A 22,892-nucleotide genomic window follows, 5' to 3' on the forward strand; every position below is an offset into this window, starting at 1 on the left:
GCCGCGTGGCCTAGGCGTGAGGCCCTCGGTTGTATTGCCACAATTTCAATAGACCCCGCTCAACGGCGCCTTGTGCCGCCACGCCCAGCTTGTCCTGCCAGTTCTTGCGCTCCACGTAAGACACTTCGAACACATCCCGCTCCTCTAGCTGGGCCTGCACGAAAGCATCACTGGTCTGCACCGCGTCGACAAGGCCCATCGCGACCGCCTCACGCCCGTACCAGACCTCACCAGTGGCGACCTGCTCGATGTCCAGCGCGGGCCTGTTTTCGCTCACGAATGCCTTGAACAGGGCGTGGGTTTTCTCTAGGTCTTCAATGAACTTTTCACGCCCTTTGTCAGTATTTTCGCCGAACAAGGTCAATGTGCGCTTGTACTCCCCTGCTGTGAGCAGCTCGAAATCGATATCGTGCTTTTTCAGCAGCCGGTGGAAGTTGGGCAATTGTGCGAGCACGCCAATGGAACCCAGAATGGCGAACGGCGCGGCAATGATACGCTGGGCAACGCAGGCCATCATGTAACCGCCGCTGGCCGCCACTTTGTCGACGGCCACGGTCAATTGCGCGCCGGCATCGGTAATCCGCTGTAGCTGACTGGCGGCAAGGCCATAGCCGTGCACCATGCCGCCCGGGCTCTCCAGGCGCAGCAAAATCTCATCGCCTTCGGCCACATGCGGCAATACAGCAGAAATCTCTTCGCGCAGCTGGTCACAGGCGCTGGCTTTTATGTCACCGTCAAAGTCCAGTATAAACAGCTTGTTACGATGCTTTTCTTCAGTTGATTCTGACTTTTTGGCGCGCTTCTTGGCGGCCTTGGCCTCCGCCTTCTTCATTTTCTGGCGGGCCTTCTCCGCTACTTTGTGCAGCGCCGGGTCGGTCATGGCGGTGCGCATGGCGTCCGCAATGTCCTTGTACTTGTCATTCACTTTATGGATTTCGATGTGCCCTTCTGCCCGCGCCTTGTGGCGCTGGCCAAGCGCAACAATACCGGCGACCAGCAAGAGTGCCGCAACCACGAAGGTAAGTGTCTGGGCCAGGAAAAGACCGTACTGATAAACGTGCTCCAAGGGGTTACTCCCGTGTTAGTTCGCTGATGTAGTGACGAATGAGTTGCCCGGCAATGGAACTGGGCGGTGGCACCTGCGGCAGTGCACTGTAGTGGAACCAGCGGGCGTCGGCGATCTCGCCCGGCTCACAGACGATGTCGCCTCCCGCATAGTCGGCAAAATAGCCGAGCATGAGCTGACTGGGAAAGGGCCAGGACTGCGAGCCGAAATAGCGCAGCCGCGTCACCTCCACGCCCACTTCCTCGCGGACCTCGCGGTGCAGGGTATCCTCGGCGCTTTCACCCGCCTCAATAAACCCGGCAAGCGTGCTGTACATCTTGCCCGGGAAGTTGGCATTGCGCGCCAGCAGGAGTTCCTCGCCGCGCGTCACGAGCGTGATCACGCAGGGATTGATGCGGGGGTAGTTGATGGTCGCACAGGGCCTGCAGCGCATGGCGCGCTCGCCGATATCCACAACCATCGCGGCACCGCAGCGCCCACAGTACTGGTGGTCGCGCTCCCAGGCCAGCAGCTGTGTCGCGCGCCCGGCCAGTGCGAACAGGCCATCATCAACCCGGCCCAGCCACTGATACAGGTTGCCACGCACGAAACGCATGGGGTCCGGCTCGATGGCAGCATCAATCTCCACGGCAAAGCACGGACGGCCGTGCCAGTAACCGAGGAACTGCTCGCGTACCACCATCCAGCCCAGTGCCTGCAACTCGGCCCGAGGCAGCAGGGGTTCCGCGTGCATGTCGCTCACCAGCTGTCCGCCCTGGAACACCAGGTGCAACGCGTCTTCAATGGATTGCGGTGCGCGATTGTGAAATTCAACACTCATACTGGAAATACCTCCCGCCAGACCACCCTGCCACCACTGCTCCGTTCAATCGCCTCCAGCTGGGCTTCGTGCGCCGCGAGCTCCTCTGCGCTGGCCCTGATCACCGGCAGGGGCTGGCGCTGGGCGGGCAGGCGCCGAATCCCCTCGCTGCGGCCACTGCCGCCCTCCTCGCCGGGGCCGTTGTCGGCAAGCTGAAACGTGGTCTGTCCACCGGTCATCGCCAGGTAGACATCCGCCAGGATTTCGGCATCCAGCAGGGCGCCGTGCAGATCGCGCTGGGAATTGTCCACGGTGTAGCGGTTGCACAGCGCGTCGAGGTTGTTGCGCTGCCCCGGATGGCGACGGCGCGCCATAACCAGGGTGTCGGTTACCGTGCACCACCGCTCAAGCCCTGGGTGATTGTCATCCAGCCGTCGGAGCTCCGCATCCAGAAAGCCGAGATCGAAGGGCGCGTTGTGGATGACCAGCTCCGCCCCGCGCACGAACTCGAGGAAATCGGCGGCTACCTGTGCAAACACCGGCTTGTCGGCCAGAGATTCACGGGTAATGCCGTGCACCTCTATCGCGCCTTGGTCAATGTCGCGCTCCGGATTGATGTAACGGTGGAAATGGTTTCCCGTCAAACGCCGGTTGACCAGTTCCACGCAACCAATCTCGATTATGCGGTGTCCCTGACTGACTTCCAGGCCAGTGGTCTCCGTGTCCAGTACAATCAATCTCACACTATGCTTCCGTTGTTCAGGCTTTATGGTGCAGTTCGTCTATGCCCCGGTTGGCCAACTGGTCGGCGATCTCGTTTTCCCGATGACCGCTGTGGCCTTTGACCCAGTGCCAATGAATGCGATGACGCTGGTTCTGTTCATCCAGCGCCTGCCAGAGATCGACATTCTTGACCGGCTGGCGTGCTGCCGTCTTCCAGTTTTTCTGCTTCCAGTTGGGAAGCCACTTGGTAATACCGTCGCGCACATACACAGAGTCCGTGGTCAGGTTGACCTCGCAGGGTTCCTTGAGCGCGCGCAGGGCCTCAATCGCTGCCTGCAGTTCCATGCGGTTGTTGGTGGTTTCCGCAGCGCCGCCATACAGCTTTCGCTCACGGCCCGCAAAGCGCAGCAGTGCGCCCCAACCGCCTGGCCCGGGGTTCCCGCGACAGGCGCCGTCGGTGAATATTTCGACCTGCTTCACGCTGCGTGGTCTCCACGTGGTGCCGCCGCTGGCTTGGGCACCGTCAGCCCGATCAGGCGGGGCCCCGGCCGCGAGCGACGCACCGGCAACACGCGCCCGCCCACCTGCTTGACAGCGTGCACCAGGTAAATCTCGCCAAGTGGCAGCGGTATTTTCTGGCTCCACTGGTTGGCCTGCTGCGCGTAGCGGGCGATACGCCCCTGCCCTGCCACCGGTAGCGGGTGCAGGTAGCGCAGCGACTGGGTTTCGAGGCCCAGCAGGCGCAGCCAGTCCAGCAACCTGCGGGCGCTCACGGGCGACAGCCCCTGCCACAGGGTGTGCCCCGCAAGGCCCCGCAGGCGGCGCACGCCGCACCCCGTGGCAAGCGGGTTGAAACCCACCAACAACAGCTGCCCGTGGGGCGTGAGCACACGCTGTAACTCGCGCAGCACTTCGTGCGGTCGCTGGGTGAAATCAAGGCTGTGATGCGCAATCACGACGTCGACGCTGTCGCTTTCTATCGGTAACTCGTCGTGCTGGGCAACAAGGGAAACCGCTGCCCCGTGCGCTGGCGCCAGATAGGCGCGGTGCCTGATGCGACTATTGCCATACAAAGGCTGATCGCGGGTGTGACCAATCTGCAGGAGATGGTAGCCAAATGCGGTTTCCAGCAGTGGCTCCAGGGCCCCCTGCACCGTTGCGTGCAGGTGCCGGGTGGTTTCCCTGGCGTACCAGGATTCCAGTTCGGCCAAAATATCGCTACACTCGCGCATCAGTTCCCGTGGCCGTTCACCGGCACTCGCTTGAATCAGCGGCCATGTTAATGCATTTGAAGGGGTTTTGAACGTCATCCATGCTGGCAATTGAACCGATACCGGCCTTCAACGACAACTATATCTGGTTGCTTCAACGCGGCGAGCAGTGTGCCGTGGTCGACCCGGGCGATGCGGCCCCCGTGCTGAGTCTGCTGCGCGAACGCAATGTGCAGCTCACCACAATCTTCATCACGCACCACCACTTCGATCACGTGGGCGGGCTGCCCGAGCTCATTGCGCATGCGCAGCCCGTTGTATACGGCCCCGACAACCCTGCAATTAGCGGCATTACGCATGCGGTTGGCGAGGGCGATTCCGTTTCCGTGTTTGGTCGGGATTTCACAGTATTTGCCGTGCCCGGTCACACCCTTGACCACATCGCGTTCTTCAGCCCTGGCGAAGAGCCCCTCCTGTTTTGTGGTGATACGCTTTTCGCCGGCGGCTGCGGTCGCATGTTTGAAGGCACCGCACCCGTGATGCACGCCTCCCTGTCGACACTGGCGGCTTTGCCAGCCGAGACCCGGGTGTATTGCGCGCATGAATACACGCAGGCCAACCTGCGGTTCGCGCAGGCGGCCGAACCGGATAACAGCGCACTGGCGGAGCGGGTAAAGGCCGTTGCCCGACTACGCGCACAGGATGAGCCCAGCGTACCCTCATCCATCGCGGTTGAACGGGCCACCAATCCCTTCCTGCGCTGCGCTGAACCGGCGTTGATTGCCTCCCTGCAACGCGAGGGAAAATGGCAGGGTGATGCGCCCGCATCCGTCTTCGCCGCGCTCCGATCGTGGAAAGATTCATTTTGATAAACTGCAATATAATCAAAAATTTAAAAAGTATAGCTATAGTAATTTCTGCACTTTTTGCACTGGCAGGCTGCCAGGCCCTGCCGCCCGGAGAGGGCACCGATGCAGCGCGCCCTGCCGGCAACGCCACCACGCAGGCGGGCCCCGTCCGGCGCAGCGTTGAAAATCGTCCCATTCGGCTACCCCACAGCAACCCTGACGACTTGTGGGGCCGGCTGCAGCATGGCATGCAATGGCAAGTACCCGAGAACGCTCAGGTAGCGGACGCACGCAACTACTACCTGCGCCAGAAATCCGGGCTACAGCGGGTGCTTGCGCAACGCGGTGAGCTCTACTTGCACTTCATCGTCGAAGAGGTCGAGCGTCGTGACCTTCCACTCGAGTTGGCCCTGCTACCCCTGGTCGAAAGCCAGCTGGATCCTTTCGCTGTGTCATCCCAGCAGGCCGTTGGCCTCTGGCAAATCATACCCAGTACCGGAAAAACCCTGGGCGTCACCAGCGACTGGTGGTATGACGGCCGCCGGGACCTGCGGGATTCCACCCGCGCTGCCCTGGACTACCTGGAGTATCTGTATGCCACCCTGGATGGCGACTGGCTTAACGCGCTCGCTGCCTACAACGGCGGCGTCGGCCGGGTAAGCCGGGCAGTGGCGAGCAATGCCGCTCGTGGCCGGCCAACCGACTTCTGGTCCCTACCGCTGCCGCGGGAAACCCGGAACTATGTACCGCGCCTGCTGGCCCTGAGTAGCCTGATCGCCGAGCCCGAGCGCTGGGCTGTCAACCTGCCACCGCTGCAGAATCGGCCCGCATTTGTCGCTGTACCGACCGGTGGACAGCTGGAACTCGGTCGCGCAGCACAGTTGGCGGGTGTTCCAAAAGCCCGGCTGCAGGCGCTCAATCCCGGCCACCTGCGATGGGCAACAGCGCCTCATGCCGGCGACTTGCTTGTGCCGCCAGACCGTGCCACGGCATTTCAGCAGCAACTGGCACAGCTGTCTGCCGAGCAGCGCGTGCAGTGGGATCATTACCGGGTGCGACGGGGTGACACCCTGAGCCGTATCGCCCGGCTGTTCTCCACCCGTGTAGACCTGTTGCGCGCCGCCAACGATTTGCACAGCAATTTCATCCGGGAAGGCGCCACACTGGTGATTCCCCGCGGGGACGATAGCGCCCTGAGCATCGCCAGCCGCCGTGGAACGAAAATTCCCGAAGCGAGGGACTACAAAGTGCGCCCTGGCGACTCGTTGTACCGGATTGCAGGACGCTTCAAGGTGCGAGTCGAGGACATTGTCGCCTGGAATGCCCTGAATGTCCGCGCCCCCATCTTTCCCGGGCAACAGCTGACACTTTATGTCGGAGACGGTTGATTCCGCGACAGCGGTTACACCTCAGCTCTGTCAAACGCCGCTGGGCGACTTCCTGTTACAACGCTACCCGACCCGGCGAAAAGAGTTGCTGCAAGCCTGGTGTGGCGCAGACCTGTTGTTGCTCGAGGCGGTGACGCAGACGCTGCCTCGCCCCGCGTCGGCGCTGGTTGTAAATGATGAACACGGGGCGCTCTGCACCGCACTCTCGGCCAGTGGCATCGCCACTACGCTCTGGACCGATTCCGCTCTGGCTGCCCACGCCGCAGCGCTCAATACCGCGAACAATAGTGCCCCAGCGGTTGATGTGGTCTGGAGCACCGAGCGCCCGCCCGCCGCACCCGACATCGTGCTACTGCGCGTGCCCAAGCAAAAGGCTCTGCTGCGCCAACAATTGGCGACAATCGCCGGCCTGTTACCCGCCGGGGCCCTGCTGCTGGCCGCAGCCATGGACAAACACACGCCAAAGGGCCTGAGCGAGGAGCTGCAGCACTGGGTTGGCACCCCACACCGCGAACACGGCCAGTACAAGGCACATCTGTGGCGCACGCAGCGCGCTGCGGAGCCAGTGCCCGCAGCGCCTGAGCCCGGCCAGAACTACGTCTGCGAGGCGCTCGGCATCCCGCTGTACGCCCTGCCCAACGTGTTCAGTCGCGAGGGCCTGGATATCGGCTCCCGCTTTCTTCTCGACCAATTGCCCGCGTTGCGGCCCGTGACCCGCGCGGTGGACCTGGCTTGCGGTAATGGTGTCATTGGCCTGGCAGCGCTGCAGGCCGGGCTCGCTACAACAGTGTGGTTTTGCGACGAGTCGGCGCAGGCCATTGCCTCGGCGCGTATCAATGCCCAGCGGCTGCTGGCACCCACGACGAGCCAGCACAAGACACACTTCTTACACGGTGATGGCCTGCTGGACTGGTCGGAGCAAGCGCCCGAACTGATACTGTGTAACCCGCCATTTCATGCGCAACACACCGTGGACGATTTTGTCGGACGCCGCCTGATCCTGCAGGCGGCGCAGGTGTTGGCGCCGGGTGGCGCGCTGTGCCTGGTGGCCAACCGGCACCTCGACTACCGCAGCGCCCTGCAAACGGGCTTCCGGCAATGGCGGGTTCTGGCCGAGAACCGCAAGTTTCGGGTGTATCTCGCCGAGCGCTGAGCCGGGTATGACTTGTTGGACAACGCCGTGCTAGTTCCGCGACCAGGCGGAGCCGCGCTGCTGCAGGGCCAAGCATCTTGTTACAGTTAAGGCAAGTTGATAACAAAACTGACGGAGTTTCACTGTGAAGTTTGTCCTCTCCACCTCGTTCAGCACGGTTTCACACCTTACAGACATCGCGCCGGTGGCTGATGAATACGGCTGGGAAGCGATGTCCTTTTCCGACCACGTGGTGCACCCGGAGAATATCAGCCAGCCCTACCCCTACACCGAGGACGGTAGCCGGCGTTGGGGCGCATTCACCGATTGGCCCGACCCCTGGGTGGTCATTGGTGGGCTGGCAACCATCACCAAGCGCCTGCGCTTTACCACCAATATCTTCGTGCTGCCCATGCGTAACCCCTTCCTGGTGGCCAAGGCCATCAGCACCGCAGCGATTATGTCCAATAACCGGGTTACGCCGGCGTTCGGCGTGGGCTGGTCTGCGGATGAATTTGCCCTGATGCAGCAGGACTTCAAAACGCGCGGCAAGCGCACCGACGAGATGCTGGAGATCATGCGACTGCTCTGGACGGGCGACATGGTGGAGTACCACGGGCAATACTACGACTTCGACCGGCTGGAAATGAACCCCGCGCCCAGCGCCCCCATTCCGTTCTGGATTGGTGGCATTTCCGACCCGGCCATGCGGCGCGCGGCACGCCTTGCAGACGGCTGGGTCACCGACCTGCAGCCGTCGAGCGAGATCATCGAGAGCATCGAGCGCATACGGCAGTGGCGCCGGGAGTACGGTCGGGACAGCGAGCCCTTCGACGTCATGGCCACCCCCAACGACGCCTGGGATGCCGATGGCTACCGCCGCCTTGAGGACGCGGGTGTGACGCATATCCTCACCATGCCCTGGATGTTCTATCACGGCGAAACAGACGACGTGGCGCTAAAGATCGACGGCGTGAAGCGCTACGCTGACGAGGTTATTGCGCCGCTATCCTGAGCGCAGCGGTCACTTTCTGTTCAAAAGCCTGACGCTGCTATAGAATGCTTCGCCGCAGCGGGCCTCTAGTCGCCCGCCAGAAGCCCGCAATCAGGTAATGCGCAATGAGTCATACCGAAGTCTACAACGTCAACGTCGCCTCGCAGGACGTATTGATCACCCCGGCAAAGCTGAAGCAGGCCCTGCCCATGAGCCCCGCGGCTCACGCCCAGCTCTCCAGTAGCCGCGAAGTCATTGAGAACATCCTCGACCGCAAGGATCACCGCCTGTTTGTGGTCGTTGGCCCCTGCTCGATACACGATGTGGATGCCGCACTGGAATACGCCGGGCGCCTCAAGGCGCTGGCTGAAGAACTGCAGGACAGCCTGTACATCGTCATGCGGGTGTACTTCGAGAAACCTCGCACCACCGTGGGCTGGAAAGGCCTGGTCAACGATCCCCATCTGGATGATTCGTTCAAGATTGAAGAAGGCCTGCACATCGGTCGCAAGCTCCTGCTGGATATTCTGGAGCTCGGCCTGCCGACCGCTACCGAGGCGCTGGATCCGATTTCGCCCCAGTATCTGCAGGACCTGATCAGCTGGTCGGCGATTGGCGCGCGCACCACGGAGTCGCAAACCCACCGCGAAATGGCCAGTGGCCTATCGTCCGCCGTCGGCTTCAAGAACGGCACCGATGGCGGACTCACCGTAGCCAGCAATGCGCTGAACTCCGTGGCCAAGCCCCACCGCTTTCTCGGCATCAACGGCGACGGTGAGGTCGCGGTCATCACCACGCGCGGCAACCGCTACGGCCATATCGTGCTGCGCGGTGGCAGCAATGGTCCCAACTACGACTCGGTGCACATCAAACTGTGCGAAGAGGCGCTGGTGAAAGCCGGGGTGCCGCTGAACATCATGGTTGACTGCAGCCACGCGAACTCCAACAAACAGCCTGAGCTGCAGCCCCTGGTGGTAGAAAACGTGGGCAACCAGATTCTGGAAGGCAACCATTCAATTGTCGGCCTGATGATAGAAAGCCACCTGCATGCGGGCAGCCAGTCCATTCCCGAGCGCCTGGAAGACCTGCAATACGGTGTATCGATTACCGACGGTTGTATTGGCTGGGAAGAAACCGAAACCTGCCTGCGCAAGTTACGGGCGGCGCTTCAAACCGCCCTGCCCCGGCGTCTCGAAGACGCCTGAGGACGCCGCGCACCCCTCAGGCAGCGCTCGCCCCCGGAGCTAGATTCAATAGTAGGCGTTGCTGCGATCCGAGTGGTCGGTGGTGTCGCGCACACCGCGCAACTCAGGCAACTGCTCAAGCAGGGTTTTCTCCACCCCACCCTTCAGCGTCTGGTCCACCATGCCGCAGCCCTGACAACCGCCGCCGAACTTGAGAATGGCGTAGGGATCAGGCGTCAACTCGACGAGGCTGACCTCCCCGCCATGCGCCGCCAGTGCCGGGTTCACTTCATTGTAAAGAATGTAATTGATACGGTCTTCCAGCGGGCTGTTTTCATCCACGCGCGGCAGCTTTGCGTTGGGTGCCTTGATGGTCAGTTGTCCACCCATGCGATCCTTGGCGTAGTCGACCAGGGCGTCTTCCAGAAACGGCAGGCTGCGGGCATCGAACCAGGCAGTGATGGCCCCAAAATCGCGCTTTTCATCGCCCTCAAGGATGTCACTGTCACGGCAGTAGGCGATGCAGGTCTCTGCCTTCGGGGTTCCAGGCTGGTTGATGAATACGCGCACACCCAGAGCATCTTCCTGCTTTGACAACAGTTCCGCCAGATATCCCTGTGCTGACTCCGTGATGGTAACCATGGCCCTCTTCCATTCCGAGTAAATTAGTCAAGTATTCTAGCAAACATCGCGGTCCCAGTGCGAGAGCAAATGCTGCGACCCACCAGCGCGTCATTATCTGTTAATATTGCGGGCTTTTTTACCGGCGGCGACTGACACGCCCTTCTTCAACACACAGGTACCAACATGGCTCCGGATATCCACTCAGACCACCCCCTGGCAGCAGCCCTGCGCGAGCGCATCCTCATTCTGGATGGCGCCATGGGCACGATGCTGCAGGCGGAGGGCCTGGAGGAAGCGGATTACCGGGGGGAGCGCTTCGCCGATCACCGCGGAGACCTGAAGGGTAACAACGACCTGCTCTGCCTCACGCAGCCCGAGGTCATTGCGCGTATCCAGAAGCGCTACCTGGAAGCCGGCGCCGACATCATCGGTACCAACACCTTCAACAGTACCCGCGTTGCGCAGGGCGACTACGACTTGTCCGGGCTGGCGGCGGAACTGAACCTCGCAGGCGCGCGCATCGCGCGGCAGGTGGCCGACGACATGACGGCGCGGGACCCTTCCCGTCCGCGTTTCGTGGCCGGCATACTCGGGCCCACGCCCCGCACCGCGTCCATCTCGCCGGATGTGAACAACCCCGGGGCGCGCAATATCCGTTTCGATGAGCTGGTTCAGGACTATAGTGAAGCCACCCGGGCCCTCATTGAGGGGGGCGTCGACCTGATCATGATCGAGACCATATTCGACACACTGAACGCCAAAGCGGCGATTTTTGCGGTGCAGGGTGTGTTCGCGGAGCGCGGCGAAAGCCTGCCCCTGATGATCTCCGTCACCTTCCCTGACACCAGTGGCCGGGTACTTTCCGGGCAGAGCCCGGAGGCCTTCTGGAACGCCATTGCCCACGCCCGACCGCTGATCGTCGGCAGCAACTGCGGTCGCCGTTTCAAGGAAATTCGTCCGTTCCTGGAGGAGCTTGCTTCGGTGGCCGAATGCTACTTCAGCGCGCACCTCAATGCCGGGCTGCCCAACGCGTTTGGCGAGTACGATGAAACACCGGACGATATGTATGAGGATTTCCGCGGCTTCGCCCAGCGCGGCTTTCTCAACCTGGCGGGGGGCTGCTGTGGCACCACACCCCATCACATTGAGGCGATTGCGCGCGCCGTACACGATGTGGCACCGCGTGAACTGCCCCAGCGCCCTCCCGCCTGTCGACTCTCCGGCCTGGAACCGTTCAATATTGACGCAGACAGCCTGTTCGTCAACGTGGGAGAACGCTGCAACGTTACCGGCTCCGCCGCCTTCAAGCGCCTGATCCTGTCCGAGGACTACGAGTCCGCGCTCGCTGTGGCACGTACCCAGGTCGAGGATGGCGCACAAATCATCGATATCAACATGGACGAGGGCATGCTCGATGCCGAGCGCGCCATGGTGACGTTTCTCGACCTGGTGGCATCCGAGCCGGATATCTCCCGGGTACCCATCATGGTGGACTCCTCCAAGTGGTCGGTAATCGAGGCCGGGCTGAAGTGCATTCAGGGGAAACCGGTGGTCAACTCCATCAGCCTCAAGTCGGGCGAGGCGGAGTTCATTGAACAGGCGACCCTGTGCAAGCGCTACGGTGCCGCCGTTGTGGTCATGGCTTTTGACGAGCAGGGGCAGGCCGATAGCCTCGAGCGGCGCAAGACGATCTGCCAACGCTCTTGGGATCTGCTGGTCAATCGTGTGGGCTTTAATCCCAATGACATCATTTTTGACCCCAATATCTTCGCCATCGCAACGGGTATTGAGGAACACAACAACTACGCCGTCGAGTTCATCGAGGCCAGCCGCTACATCCACGAGTACCTTCCGGGAGCGCTGATTTCCGGTGGCGTATCCAACGTGTCTTTCTCATTCCGCGGCAATAACGTGGTGCGCGAGGCCATCCACTCCGTGTTTCTTTACCACGCCATCCGCGCGGGCATGAACATGGGCATCGTCAACGCAGGCCAGCTCGCCGTGTACGACGAATTGCCCGGCGAACTGCGCGACGCCGTGGAGGACGTTATTCTCAACCGCAATGACAACGGCACCGAGCGCCTGCTGGAGCTGGCGGAAACCTACCGTGACAGCGCCGGTGGCACGGCACGCGTGGAAGATTTGAGCTGGCGCGAGGCGCCGGTGGCCAAGCGTATCGAGCACGCACTCGTGAAGGGCATCAACACGTGGATTGTGGAAGATGCCGAAGAAGCGCGGCACACCTTTGAACGACCCATCGAGGTGATTGAAGGACCTTTGATGGACGGCATGAACGTGGTCGGTGACCTCTTCGGCGACGGCAAAATGTTCCTGCCGCAGGTGGTCAAGAGTGCGCGCGTGATGAAGCAGGCCGTCGCCTACCTGCAGCCCTTTATCGAGGAGGAGAAAACCGAGGCGACCCAGAGCAACGGAAAAATCCTCATGGCGACGGTAAAAGGCGACGTTCACGACATCGGCAAGAACATCGTCGGCGTGGTGTTGCAGTGCAACAATTACGAGGTAATCGACCTCGGAGTCATGGTACACGCCGAAAAAATCCTGCAGGTCGCTCGCGAAGAGCGGGTGGATATCATCGGTCTTTCTGGCCTGATCACGCCGTCGCTGGATGAAATGGTTCACGTGGCAAGTGAAATGCAGCGCCAGGACTTTCAGGTGCCACTGATGATCGGTGGCGCCACCACGTCCAAGGCCCACACCGCCGTGAAAATAGAACCACGCTACAGCAATGATGCCGTGGTCTATGTGCCGGATGCGTCACGCAGTGTTTCCGTTGCCGCGGCGCTACTGGGGCGCGGCAAGGCCCAATTCGTTGCCGAGCGTCGCAATGAGTACGCCCAGGTGCGCGAGCGGGTGGCCAACCGCCAGCCACGCACCCGTCAATTGGGCTACGAGGAAGCCGTTGCGCGCGCGCAGCAGCTGGACTGGGACAACTACACCCCCCCTCGCCCCAGTTTCCTCGGCACCCGTGTGCTGGAAGACTTCCCGCTGGAGAAACTGGTCGACACCATCGACTGGACACCCTTCTTTATTTCCTGGGAACTGGCTGGCAAGTATCCACGCATACTCGAGGACGACGTGGTCGGCGAACAGGCTCGCTCGCTGTTTGCCGATGCGCAGCGCATGCTGGACAAGATCATCAGCGAGAAGCGTATAACCGCCAGCGCGACACTGGGCTTCTGGCCCGCAAACCGCAACGGCAGTGACGACATTGACCTGTACACAGATGACAGCCGCAACGAAGTCGTGGCGACGCTGCATCACCTGCGCCAGCAAATGGACAAACCCAGCGGTGAACCGAACCTGTGCCTTGCCGACTACGTGGCCCCCCCCGGAGCCGCTGCAGACTACGTGGGCGCCTTCTGCGTCACCACGGGGCACGGTGTCGATGAGCTCTCGGAGCAATACCTGGCGGAGCATGACGACTACAACAGTCTTCTGCTGAAGTCGCTCGCGGATCGCCTGGCGGAGTCCTTCGCCGAGTACCTGCACCGCTGGGTGCGTATGGAGCTGTGGGGCTACGCGCCGGATGAATCGCTGAGCAACGAGGAGCTGGTGCGCGAGCGCTACCAGGGCATTCGCCCGGCACCCGGTTACCCCGCCTGCCCCGATCACACGGAAAAAGCGACCCTGTTCCAGTTACTGCAGGCGCCCGAAACCTGCGGCGTAACACTGTCGGACAACTTTGCGATGTCACCCGCTTCCGCGGTCAGCGGCTTCTACTTTTCCCACCCCGATGCGCGCTACTTCGCGGTCGGCAAAATCGGGCGCGACCAGGTCAACAGCGTGGCGCACCGCAAAGGGATGACGGTTGATGACGTGGAGCGCTGGCTGGCCCCCGTACTGGACTATTGATGATGTGCGCGAGCACGCTGAGCAAAATCGAGGAGTGTAACAATGTCCGAACCCGCTGAAACACAGCAGGCGCAGAGTGCAAAAGCTGAGGACGATGTCGAGCAGAAAGCGCCACTGCGTCCCTGGCAAGTCATCAGCAGTGTCTTTGCGGCTGGCCTGGGCGTCCAGAGCAGCCGCAACCGTGAGCGGGATTTCAAGCAGGGTCGATTCGGGGTGTTCATCGCCGCAGGACTGATCTTCACCCTGCTGTTTATCGTGACTGTGGTCGCTATCGTGAAGATAGTGATCAGCAGTGCTGCCTAGCCAGGCATGGCTCCCAGCCACAGGTACAGCCCGAACACCACGATGGTGATGATGGCGGTGGCGGCGATCGCGTCGGCTGCCCCATCGCTCTGTTTAGTGGATCCTGACATAGGTTGCGCTCCAGCTGGTTCGTGGTTTCCGGTAACTCCGGCTCTCAACGTCCGCGATTATAGCAGGAAAGGCCCCACTGCCAACGCACCTCCGCGCCAAAATCAGGTGACCGCCGGCTCGCCGGGGTAATTGCAGCTCGCGTTCTAAACTTATAAACAATCAGCATAATTCAGCGCGGCGCTTTCTGGTAAGGTAGCGCCTCGCAGATTTGCCGACAGGTGACAGGACCTTTCGATGTACATTTACGACCAGTACGACCAGCGCATCGTCGACGAGCGAGTCGCGCAATTCAGGGACCAGACCCGGCGCTACCTTGCCGGGGAACTGAGCGACGCAGAGTTCCTGCCGCTGCGCCTGCAGAACGGGCTCTACGTACAACGGCTGGCGCCCATGCTGCGCATCGCCGTACCCTACGGGCTGCTAAGCAGCAAGCAGGTGCGCAAGCTGGCACACATTACACGCCACTATGACAAGGGCTACGCGCATGTCAGCACCCGCCAGAACATCCAGCTGAACTGGCCGTTGCTGGAGGAAGTGCCGGACATTCTCGCCGAGCTTGCCAGCGTGCAGATGCACGCCATACAGACCAGCGGTAATTGTATTCGCAATACCACGACCGACCAGTTCGCGGGGGTAGCCGCCGACGAACGCGAAGATCCCCGCCCCTGGTGTGAAATCATTCGCCAGTGGTCAACCCTGCATCCCGAGTTCGCCTTTCTGCCGCGCAAGTTCAAGATTGCAGTCTGCGCCAGTGAGGAGGATCGAGCCGCCATTCACGCGCACGATATCGGCGTGGAATTGCTGCCCAATGCTGCGGGCGAGCTGGGTTTCAAAGTTCTCGTCGGCGGTGGTCTGGGCCGGACGCCGGTAATGGGTTCGGTGATTTGCGAGTGGCTGGAGAAGCGTCACCTGCTGACCTATCTCGAGTCCATACTCCGTGTCTACAACCAGCACGGTCGGCGCGACAACAAGTACAAGGCCCGCATCAAGATTCTGGTCAAGGCAATGGGGATCGACGCGTTTCGCGACGCGGTGGAGGCCGAATGGGCCCTGCTCAAGGACGGTCCCAGCACGCTGACCGAATGCGAGATAACCCGTGCCCAGTCGTTTTTTACCAGCCCGGCGTATGCCGCGCTGGACGGCAGGTCCTCGCAGGAGGCGTTGGCGGCACGGGCGGCAACAGATCCGATATTCGGCAACTGGCTGGCCCGTAACACCCGCGCGCACCGGGTGCCCGGCTATCGGGCGGTCACCATATCCCTCAAGGCAACCGGCATTGCGCCCGGCGATGTCACCGACCGTCAGCTGGAACTGCTGGCCGACCTCGCAGATCGCTACAGCTTTGGCGAGCTGCGCACGACGCATCAGCAGAACATGGTGCTTGCTGATGTAGAGGAAGCCGCCTTGTACGAGCTGTGGCAGCACCTGCAGAAAGCGGGCCTGGCCACGGCCAACATCGGCTACATCACCGACCTCATCTGCTGTCCCGGAGGCGACTATTGCTCTCTGGCAAACGCCAAATCGATTCCCGTGGCCGAGGCGATCCAGGCGCGCTTCGAGGATCTCGACTACCTGTATGACCTGGGGCCTGTCGAGCTCAACATCAGCGGCTGCATGAACGCCTGCGGCCATCACCACATTGGTCACATCGGTATTCTGGGTGTGGACAAGAAGGGTGCGGAATTCTACCAGGTGAGCCTCGGTGGCAGTCAGTCCAAGGATGCCGCTATTGGCAAGATTCTGGGGCCCTCCTTCAGCCAGGAAGCGGTTCCCGATGTGGTGGAAAACCTGCTGGGCACCTTCGTCAGCCTGCGTGAAGGCGAAGAAACCTTCCTGCAGACCTACAACCGGGTCGGGATTGAACCTTTCAAGGAGCGCGTTTATGCCAAAGCTGATTAAGAACGACGCCGTCAGCAGCGATAGCTGGCAGCGCGCCCTGCCCGACAGCGATCAGCTCGCCAAAGGCCATTTCCCCACCCTGGCCCAATGGCAAGCGGCGACAGAAACGCTCCCCACCGTGCAGCTGCAGCCGGGTGACGAGGTCGTCACGCTTGTGGAGGCGCTGGATACGCTCGAACTCATTGCCGTAGATTTTCCGGTGTTTACCGATGGCCGCGGCTTTTCCTACGCGCGTGAGCTGCGACAGCGTGGCTATCGCGGCGAACTGCGCGCGACCGGCGAGTTCATGCCCGACCAGGTCCACTACCTGCGTCGCTGCGGTTTTGATGCTTTCCAGCCTGCAGACGCCTCTCGTATCGAGGAATACCTGCGCCAGTTGCGCGTGTTCTCGGAACATTATCAGGCGAGCGTCGACGAGCCCCTGCCCCTGTTCCGCCGCCGCGACAGCGAGAGCCAGCTCGCCTAGAGCATGCTCTCGGGTACGACAAGAGAAAGCGTACCGACGACAAATCGCTGCCACCAGGTGGTGCGCGGCTCCTGCGCCAGCGGTTCACTCCCTGGCGCTGCCGGGTCAAGCCAGCGCAAGTCGCCCTCCCCGTTCAGCGCCACGGCATAGGCACTGTTGCTGACCACCTGCTCAAAACCTGCGCGCATCTGCGACGCCAGCTCGTTGTTGTCGATAATGATGCCCATCTCGGTGTTCAGCGCCACGGAGCGCGGATCGAGGTTAAAAGAGCCGACGAAAACATGCCGCGCATCAGCGCCCAGGGTCTTGGCATGCAGGCTCGCCGCAGAAGAGCCGGTCCAGCGCTTGTTCCGTTGCAGCTCCCCGGGCTCGGGCTTGAATTCGTAGAGCTCCACTCCGGCGCGCAGCAAATCCTTGCGATAGCGCATGTACCCCGCGTGCACCAGGCCAACATCGTTGGCGGCCAGGGAATTGGTGAGGATCCGCACGTGTACGCCGCGCCGTTCGAGGCCGGCGAGGAACTCCACCAGCCTGTCGCCGGGCACGAAGTACGGCGATACTATCAACACTTCGCGCTCCGCATTCTGCAACATGGGCAGCAGTTGCGGTGCAAGATGCGTCTCCGCCGTCACCTCACGGTTGCGGGGTTTGTCGGGAGCATCGAAAATCACATCGGCGCTGCCCCAGGCGAATGTGAGTTGATCCAGCTGCATCTGCTCAAGCCAGCTAGAGTCCTTGACGGCCTGTACGTAGTCCGATGCGAAGGCCGAGCGGGCAACCGCCTCGAATTGACTGCGCGCCGCGGACAGGCGCTCCACTGTGACATCGCCAGCGCGCGCGAAAGCCGCCATGGGCACCGCGGCATCGCTGTTCCAGTACTGGTCGAACATGGATGACACCGCGTTCACAACCGGGCCCACCGCCAGCACGTCCAGGTCCGAGAAAGCCGTGTGCGCGAGACCGTTGAAATATTCATTGCCGATGTTGCGCCCGCCCACCACAGCCAGCAGGTTGTCTGCGGTCAGTGATTTGTTGTGCATGCGGTGGTTCAGGCGGCTGAGATCGGAGGCGAAACCCAGCCCACGATTGCCGCGATAGGCAAAAGGGTTGTACAGCCGAACCGAAATGTTCGGGTGGGCATCGAACTGGCTGAGGAAGGTATCCTTGCCGGCAGTATCCAGGTCATCCAGCAGCAGCCTGACCCGCACGCCGCGGTCAGCCGCCTGCAGCAGCTCATGGGCCAGCAGCTGGCCACTGGTGTCCGCGTGCCAGATGTAATACTGCACATCGAGGCTGCGCTCGGCAGCCCGTATAAGCCCCACGCGAGCGACGAAAGCGCGCATGCCCTCGGCCAGTGGCACGAACCCGGAGAGCCCTGGTGCATCGACGGGATACCATTGCTCCATCTGCCGTGCCAGGGCCGTGTTTTCCGTATCGGCTATGACATGCGTAACGGGTTTGGCGTAACTGTCAGGGTTTGGCAGACCCGCACAGGCGGTGACCAGCGTCGCCATTACCAGCAGTGCCGCCGACTGCCAGTGGGAGACGCAGCCGCCCAATGGACAAGTTTGCGGCCAAAACAGGCGGTGGGACATCGCAGGGCGCTCCAGAGGCAAACGCGTCGCCTTTGATTGTAGCGGCATGCTGGGGCTGTGCAAACGGAGCTTGCGCGAGACCAACGCCCATGAGCCCCGAAGGAGCAGACGACAGCTCAGGACAGACGCTGCTGGAAATCCTCGTAATCGAACCGCCGCACGATCTCCAGTGCATCTGTCTCCGAATTCCACAGGGCGATGGCGGGCAGGCGGGTACCGTTGAAGGTAGAGGTTTTCACCATGGTGTAGTGCGCCATGTCCTTGAAAACCACGCGCTGGCCGACCTGCAAGGGCTGCGGGAAGCTGTAGTCGCCGATCACGTCACCAGCAAGACAGGTAAGGCCGCCGAGGCGATAGGTGTGGGGTAATACCCCCGGCGCATCCGCATCCATGACCTCGGCGCGATAGGGCATCTCCAGCGTGTCGGGCATGTGGCAGGTCGCCGAGCAATCCAGAATCGCCTGGTCGAGCGCGTTCCACGTGAGGTCCAGCACTTCGCTGACCAGTACCCCACTGCCGATCGCCACCGCCTCGCCGGGCTCCAGATAGACCTGAACCTGGCGGCGCGCCGCAAAATCGCGAATGCAGGCTATCAGTTCATCCACCTGGTAGTCCGGGCGGGTGATGTGGTGCCCACCCCCAAAGTTCACCCACTCCATGCGCGGCAGCAGGTCGCCGAATTTCTCCTCGACCGCTGCCAGGGTGCGGGCCAGTGGCGGAAAGTCGTGCTCGCACAACGTGTGGAAGTGCAGGCCACTGATGCCCTCAAGGCTGTCGACATCCAGTTGCGAACGCAGGATGCCGAGTCGCGAACCTGGCGCACAGGGGTCATAGATGGGTACATCGCCCTCGGAGTGTTCAGGATTGATGCGCAGGCCGAAGCGCAGCTCGGGCCGACGCTGTTGAGCAGCCAGGCACAGCGGCCTGAAACGCCGCCATTGGGCACAGCTATTGAACACCACGTGATGTGCGATTTCCAGAATCTGCTGCAGGTCAGCCTCATGGTAGCCAGCGCCAAAAACGTGCACTTCCCCACCGTAGTGCTCGTGCCCGAGGCGCGCCTCATGCAGGCCACTGGCACAGCTGCCACTGAGATAGCGTGTAGTCAGTGCGCCCAGGCGCCAGCAGGAAAACGCTTTCAGCGCTGCCAGCACCTTGGCACCACTGGCATCCGCCACGTGCCGCAAAATCCGGAGATTGCGCTCAATGGCGACTTCGTCAACAACGTAGCACGGGGACGGGAGCCGCGCGAGATCCAGCTTGCTGAAATCGGTGAACTGCAGAATCTGCATGCTACAGGTCCCGGCCTTGCACCACGTCCAGTTGGAAGCCGGGGTCAAGCTCAACCACCTGCCAGGGCAGACCGTACAGATTCATGTCCGACATGAAGGGGTCCGGGTCACGCTGCTCAACGTTCCAGACGCCCGGCTCGCGCCAGTGCCCCTCGAGAATCATCTTCGCACCGATAACCGCAGGCACACCGGTGGTGTAGGAAATAGCCTGTGACTGCACCTCACGGTAGCAGGCTTCGTGGTCACAGATGTTGTACAGGTACATCACCCGTTCCTTGCCATCTTTGACGCCGCGCACGACGCAGCCGATGCAGGTCTTGCCCTTGGTGCGCGGCCCCAGGGTGGAGGGGTCCGGCAGCAAGGAGGCCAGAAACTGGATGGGTACAATCTGCTGTCCCTGGAACTCGACCGGCTGTATCCCCGTCATGCCGACATTTTCCAGAACTTCCAGGTGCTTCAGGTAGTTCTCCGAGAAGCTCATCCAGAACTGGGCCCGTTTCAAGGACGGAAAATGCTTGCTCAGCGACTCCAGCTCTTCGTGGTACATGCGGTAGATGTTGTAGCTGCCCACCGCATCCGGACACTCGAAACGTGCCTGCTTGGACATGGCAGGCGTGGCGACAAAGCGCCCGTTCTCCCAGTGCCGACACTCCGCGCTGACCTCGCGGATGTTGATTTCCGGGTTAAAATTCGTCGCGAAGGGGTAGCCGTGATCGCCGCCGTTGACGTCGATGATGTCGAGTTCATGTATCTCGTCAAAATAATGTTTGGCGAGATAGGCGGTGAAAATGTTGGTTGCACCGGGATCAAAGCCGCTGCCCAATATCGCCGTCAAGCCCGCCTCGCGGAAACGATCCTGATAGGCCCACTGCCAGTGATATTCGAACTTGGCCGTATCCGGCGGCTCGTAGTTTGCGGTATCGAGGTAGTGCACTCCTGCAGCAAGGCAGGCATCCATGATACTCAGGTCCTGGTAGGGAAGTGCGACATTGATCACCAGTTCAGGCTGCTCACGCTCCAATAGCGCGGTGAGTTCAGCGACATTGTCGGCATCTAGCTGTGCCGTGCGAATAGGCCGTTCTATCTGCGCGGCAATGGCCTTGCACTTGGCCTCGGTGCGGCTGGCGAGCATGATGTCGGTAAAAACAGTCGGTAGCTGGGCACACTTGTGGGCCACCACAGCGCCGACGCCACCCGCTCCAATGATAATGACTCTGGACATAACCCTGCTCCTGTATAGCTGAGTGGTTCAGTGATGCTCGAAATACGTGTAGCCCTGCAGGCTATCGCGAAACGCACGCAGGATCTCCTGGCGCTCGGCAACGGAGATACGCCCGCTGCGCACCGCACTTTCCGCCACTTGCCGGAACTGCTCCTGCATGTGCTTCGGCTCGTACTCCACATAGCTGAGCACATCGGAAATGCTGTCACCGTGAAACTCGCGTGCAAAGTCGAAGCTGCCGTCGGGGTTGATGGTGACATTCACCACGTTGGTATCACCAAAGAGATTGTGCAGATCGCCGAGAGTTTCCTGGTAGGCGCCCACCAGGAACACACCCAGGATATAGTCCTCATTTTCACGCAGCGCGTGCAACGGCAGCGTTTTCGAGGTTCCCGCCGGCAGCGAAAAGTTGTCAATCTTGCCGTCGCAATCACAGGTCAGGTCCGCCAGCATGGCCTGGCGGTTGGGTAACTCCTGCAGGCGGTGCAAGGGCATGATCGGGAACAGCTGGTCGATCGCCCAGATATCGGGCAGCGATTGAAACAGGCTGAAATTACCGTAGTAAATGTCGGAGAGGACCTCGCTGAGGTTTTCCAGCTCGGGTGGCACGCGGGCCACACCGGGCAGAATCTGCGCAATACGCTGCAGCACGGCAAGGCAGATATCCTCCGCCATGGCGCGTTCGCGCAGGCTGGCCTGGCCGTGGTTGAACATGTCCCGCACATCATCACGGTAGAACAGGGCGTCGTTGTAACACTCCTGGAAGTTGGCCTCCCCCACCACGCGCAGCACTTCCTGAATGTGCTTCAGCGGTTCTACACAGTCATCATCGATAGCCGTCGGCAGATCCATGGGCTCACAGCTGCGCACGTCGAGCACGTTGAACAGCAACAGCGAGGAATAGGCAACAGTGGCACGCCCGGACTCAGAAATGATTACCGGGTGGGCAATCTCCAACGGGTCGAAGGTCTCGCGGATACTCTCCACAATGTTGACGCAATACTCTTCCAGCTGATAATTCATGCTGTGGGTGCTGTTGGTACGGGCGCCCTCGTAGTCCACCGCAAGACCGCCACCGAGGTCCAGGTAGCCCATGGCAGCGCCCTCTTCCACCAGCCCGGCGTAGTACCGGCAGGCTTCGAGCACACCGTTGCGCACGTTGCGGATATTGGGCACCTGAGAGCCGAGATGGCAATGCAGCATCTGCAGGCAGTGCAACATGTCGGCGGCGCGCAGTTCATCCACCACTGCAATCAGTGCCGCAGTCGAGAGGCCGAAAATTGAACGGTCGCCGCTATCCTGGCTCCAATGGCCATCCACCTTGACCGAGCTCTTCATGCGTACGCCAATCAGGGGTTCCACGCCCAGTACCCTGCTGCGCTCGATAATCATGCGCAGCTCGCTGAGGGACTCCAGTACGAAAAAGCAGGGATACCCCATGCGACGCGCGTACAGGCCGAGGTCGATAAACTCGGAATCCTTGTAGCCGTTGCACACCACAAGGCTCTCGGTGTCGCGCAACTGGCTCAGCGCAATTGTCAGCTCGGCTTTGCTGCCGGCTTCGAAGCCGTGGTGATAGCGGCTGCCATAGTTGGCGATCTCCTCTATCACGTGACACTGCTGGTTCACCTTGATGGGAAACACACCGCGATAGACGTTGTGATAGCCACCGCTGCTGATGGCATCGGCAAACGCCTCGTTGAGCACCTTGATACGGTGGTCCAGCACATTGCGGATACGCAGCACGGCGGGCATTTCGAGGCTGCGAGCGCGCATGCCTGCGACGATATCCATCAGCGAAACCGTTGTTTCGCCCTCGCCGGTATTGACGGTGACCTGGGCGTCGCCGCTGTCGGCAATGCTGTAATAGCCGGCACCCCAGGCGTTGATGCCATAGAGTTCTGCGCTATCCGCTGCACTCCAATCCTGCGTAGGCTGTGCTGAATCAGTCATGGTCCTCCTGGGCTCCTGTCAGTGTGCACACAGAGGCGGGAGGACCTCAGGTGCAGCGATTGCTCGTCAACGGCATGGCGTACAAGGGTCGTTGAAACGGCGCCGATTCTAAGGCGCTGTAGAGCAAACGCAAGGAGAATTTGGCGCCCGCCTGTGAAGCTACAGCCTAACAGGCAACGGCAGTGTTTTGGTAGTTTTCAACCTGCCAT

At 61.3% G+C, this 22,892-nt stretch carries 20 protein-coding genes; 9 read left to right on the top strand and 11 right to left on the bottom strand.

Going from position 1 to position 22,892, the window contains the following annotated elements:
• Positions 1 to 10: 10 nt before the first annotated feature.
• Genes sohB through EGJ68_RS10160 form a run of 5 tightly spaced genes read right to left on the bottom strand, consistent with a single transcriptional unit; the run spans position 11 to position 3,820 of the window.
• Positions 11 to 1,066 (bottom strand): protease SohB, encoded by a 1,056-nt coding sequence (gene sohB / locus EGJ68_RS10140; RefSeq protein ID WP_123034426.1) that lies wholly within the window; start codon positions 1,064 to 1,066, stop codon positions 11 to 13.
• A gap of 4 nt (positions 1,067 to 1,070) precedes the next feature.
• Positions 1,071 to 1,886, bottom strand: coding sequence for an NAD(+) diphosphatase (gene nudC, locus EGJ68_RS10145; RefSeq protein ID WP_123034427.1), 816 nt, complete (start codon positions 1,884 to 1,886; stop codon positions 1,071 to 1,073).
• Complete coding sequence (dnaQ, locus tag EGJ68_RS10150) at positions 1,883 to 2,608, bottom strand: DNA polymerase III subunit epsilon (protein WP_123034428.1); 726 nt, start codon at positions 2,606 to 2,608, stop codon at positions 1,883 to 1,885. The genes nudC and dnaQ overlap by 4 nt, the downstream gene beginning before the upstream one ends.
• A gap of 16 nt (positions 2,609 to 2,624) precedes the next feature.
• On the bottom strand, positions 2,625 to 3,068 hold the full coding sequence (gene rnhA, locus EGJ68_RS10155; protein ID WP_123034429.1) for a ribonuclease HI: 444 nt from the start codon (positions 3,066 to 3,068) through the stop codon (positions 2,625 to 2,627).
• Positions 3,065 to 3,820, bottom strand: a complete 756-nt coding sequence (locus EGJ68_RS10160; protein WP_158283601.1) for a class I SAM-dependent methyltransferase — start codon at positions 3,818 to 3,820, stop codon at positions 3,065 to 3,067. Before EGJ68_RS10160 ends, rnhA begins: the two co-directional genes overlap by 4 nt.
• Before the next feature lie 80 nt (positions 3,821 to 3,900).
• Here EGJ68_RS10160 and gloB point away from each other — a divergent pair, with 80 nt between their 5' ends.
• The 5 genes from gloB to EGJ68_RS10185 all read left to right on the top strand — a co-directional run bounded on the left by gloB (position 3,901) and on the right by EGJ68_RS10185 (position 9,366).
• Positions 3,901 to 4,668, top strand: coding sequence for a hydroxyacylglutathione hydrolase (gene gloB / locus EGJ68_RS10165; protein ID WP_123034431.1), 768 nt, complete (start codon positions 3,901 to 3,903; stop codon positions 4,666 to 4,668).
• A gap of 227 nt (positions 4,669 to 4,895) precedes the next feature.
• Positions 4,896 to 6,035, top strand: a complete 1,140-nt coding sequence (locus tag EGJ68_RS10170; RefSeq protein ID WP_123034853.1) for a LysM peptidoglycan-binding domain-containing protein — start codon at positions 4,896 to 4,898, stop codon at positions 6,033 to 6,035.
• The gene (locus tag EGJ68_RS10175; protein WP_123034432.1) at positions 6,019 to 7,188 is read left to right on the top strand and encodes a class I SAM-dependent methyltransferase; all 1,170 of its coding nucleotides are present in this window, start codon (positions 6,019 to 6,021) and stop codon (positions 7,186 to 7,188) included. Before EGJ68_RS10170 ends, EGJ68_RS10175 begins: the two co-directional genes overlap by 17 nt.
• 124 nt (positions 7,189 to 7,312) lie before the next feature.
• Positions 7,313 to 8,182 carry an LLM class F420-dependent oxidoreductase gene (locus EGJ68_RS10180; RefSeq protein WP_123034433.1) on the top strand — a complete coding sequence of 290 codons (870 nt, stop codon included), beginning with the start codon at positions 7,313 to 7,315 and terminating at the stop codon, positions 8,180 to 8,182.
• A 104-nt stretch (positions 8,183 to 8,286) separates the two neighbouring features.
• On the top strand, positions 8,287 to 9,366 hold the full coding sequence (locus EGJ68_RS10185; protein ID WP_123034434.1) for a 3-deoxy-7-phosphoheptulonate synthase: 1,080 nt from the start codon (positions 8,287 to 8,289) through the stop codon (positions 9,364 to 9,366).
• Between the two features lie 45 nt (positions 9,367 to 9,411).
• On the opposite strand, the gene nfuA is transcribed toward EGJ68_RS10185, so the two are convergent.
• Complete coding sequence (gene nfuA / locus EGJ68_RS10190; protein ID WP_027949399.1) at positions 9,412 to 9,987, bottom strand: Fe-S biogenesis protein NfuA; 576 nt, start codon at positions 9,985 to 9,987, stop codon at positions 9,412 to 9,414.
• 165 nt (positions 9,988 to 10,152) lie between these two features.
• Here nfuA and metH point away from each other — a divergent pair, with 165 nt between their 5' ends.
• Both metH and EGJ68_RS10200 read left to right on the top strand, forming a co-directional pair.
• On the top strand, positions 10,153 to 13,842 hold the full coding sequence (gene metH, locus EGJ68_RS10195; protein ID WP_123034435.1) for a methionine synthase: 3,690 nt from the start codon (positions 10,153 to 10,155) through the stop codon (positions 13,840 to 13,842).
• 42 nt (positions 13,843 to 13,884) lie between these two features.
• Positions 13,885 to 14,145, top strand: coding sequence for a DUF2970 domain-containing protein (locus tag EGJ68_RS10200; protein WP_123034436.1), 261 nt, complete (start codon positions 13,885 to 13,887; stop codon positions 14,143 to 14,145).
• On the opposite strand, the gene EGJ68_RS18240 is transcribed toward EGJ68_RS10200, so the two are convergent.
• Entirely contained in the window at positions 14,142 to 14,255 is a 114-nt protein-coding gene (locus tag EGJ68_RS18240) for a methionine synthase (RefSeq protein WP_199228005.1), read from the bottom strand. The genes EGJ68_RS10200 and EGJ68_RS18240 overlap by 4 nt on opposite strands.
• Positions 14,256 to 14,490: 235 nt before the next feature.
• On the opposite strand from EGJ68_RS18240, the gene EGJ68_RS10205 reads away from it, so the two are divergent.
• Together EGJ68_RS10205 and EGJ68_RS10210 are read left to right on the top strand one after the other, a co-directional pair.
• A complete protein-coding gene (locus tag EGJ68_RS10205) occupies positions 14,491 to 16,155 on the top strand; it encodes a nitrite/sulfite reductase (RefSeq protein ID WP_123034437.1) in 1,665 nt (554 codons plus the stop codon).
• The gene (locus tag EGJ68_RS10210) at positions 16,139 to 16,621 is read left to right on the top strand and encodes a DUF934 domain-containing protein (RefSeq protein WP_123034438.1); all 483 of its coding nucleotides are present in this window, start codon (positions 16,139 to 16,141) and stop codon (positions 16,619 to 16,621) included. The genes EGJ68_RS10205 and EGJ68_RS10210 overlap by 17 nt, the downstream gene beginning before the upstream one ends.
• Here the strand turns inward: EGJ68_RS10210 and EGJ68_RS10215 are convergent.
• The 4 genes from EGJ68_RS10215 to speA form a co-directional block, all read right to left on the bottom strand.
• A complete protein-coding gene (locus EGJ68_RS10215) occupies positions 16,618 to 18,216 on the bottom strand; it encodes a phospholipase D family protein (RefSeq protein WP_158283602.1) in 1,599 nt (532 codons plus the stop codon). The genes EGJ68_RS10210 and EGJ68_RS10215 overlap by 4 nt on opposite strands.
• 116 nt (positions 18,217 to 18,332) lie before the next feature.
• Positions 18,333 to 19,508, bottom strand: a complete 1,176-nt coding sequence (gene nspC / locus EGJ68_RS10220) for a carboxynorspermidine decarboxylase (RefSeq protein WP_199228006.1) — start codon at positions 19,506 to 19,508, stop codon at positions 18,333 to 18,335.
• Between the two features lies 1 nt (position 19,509).
• The gene (locus tag EGJ68_RS10225) at positions 19,510 to 20,730 is read right to left on the bottom strand and encodes a saccharopine dehydrogenase family protein (RefSeq protein WP_123034440.1); all 1,221 of its coding nucleotides are present in this window, start codon (positions 20,728 to 20,730) and stop codon (positions 19,510 to 19,512) included.
• 27 nt (positions 20,731 to 20,757) lie between these two features.
• Positions 20,758 to 22,683 (bottom strand): biosynthetic arginine decarboxylase, encoded by a 1,926-nt coding sequence (speA, locus tag EGJ68_RS10230; RefSeq protein ID WP_123034441.1) that lies wholly within the window; start codon positions 22,681 to 22,683, stop codon positions 20,758 to 20,760.
• Between the last annotated feature and the right edge of the window lie 209 nt (positions 22,684 to 22,892).

Source organism: Haliea alexandrii (assembly GCF_003719295.1).
GTDB classification, from domain to species: domain Bacteria; phylum Pseudomonadota; class Gammaproteobacteria; order Pseudomonadales; family Halieaceae; genus Haliea; species Haliea alexandrii.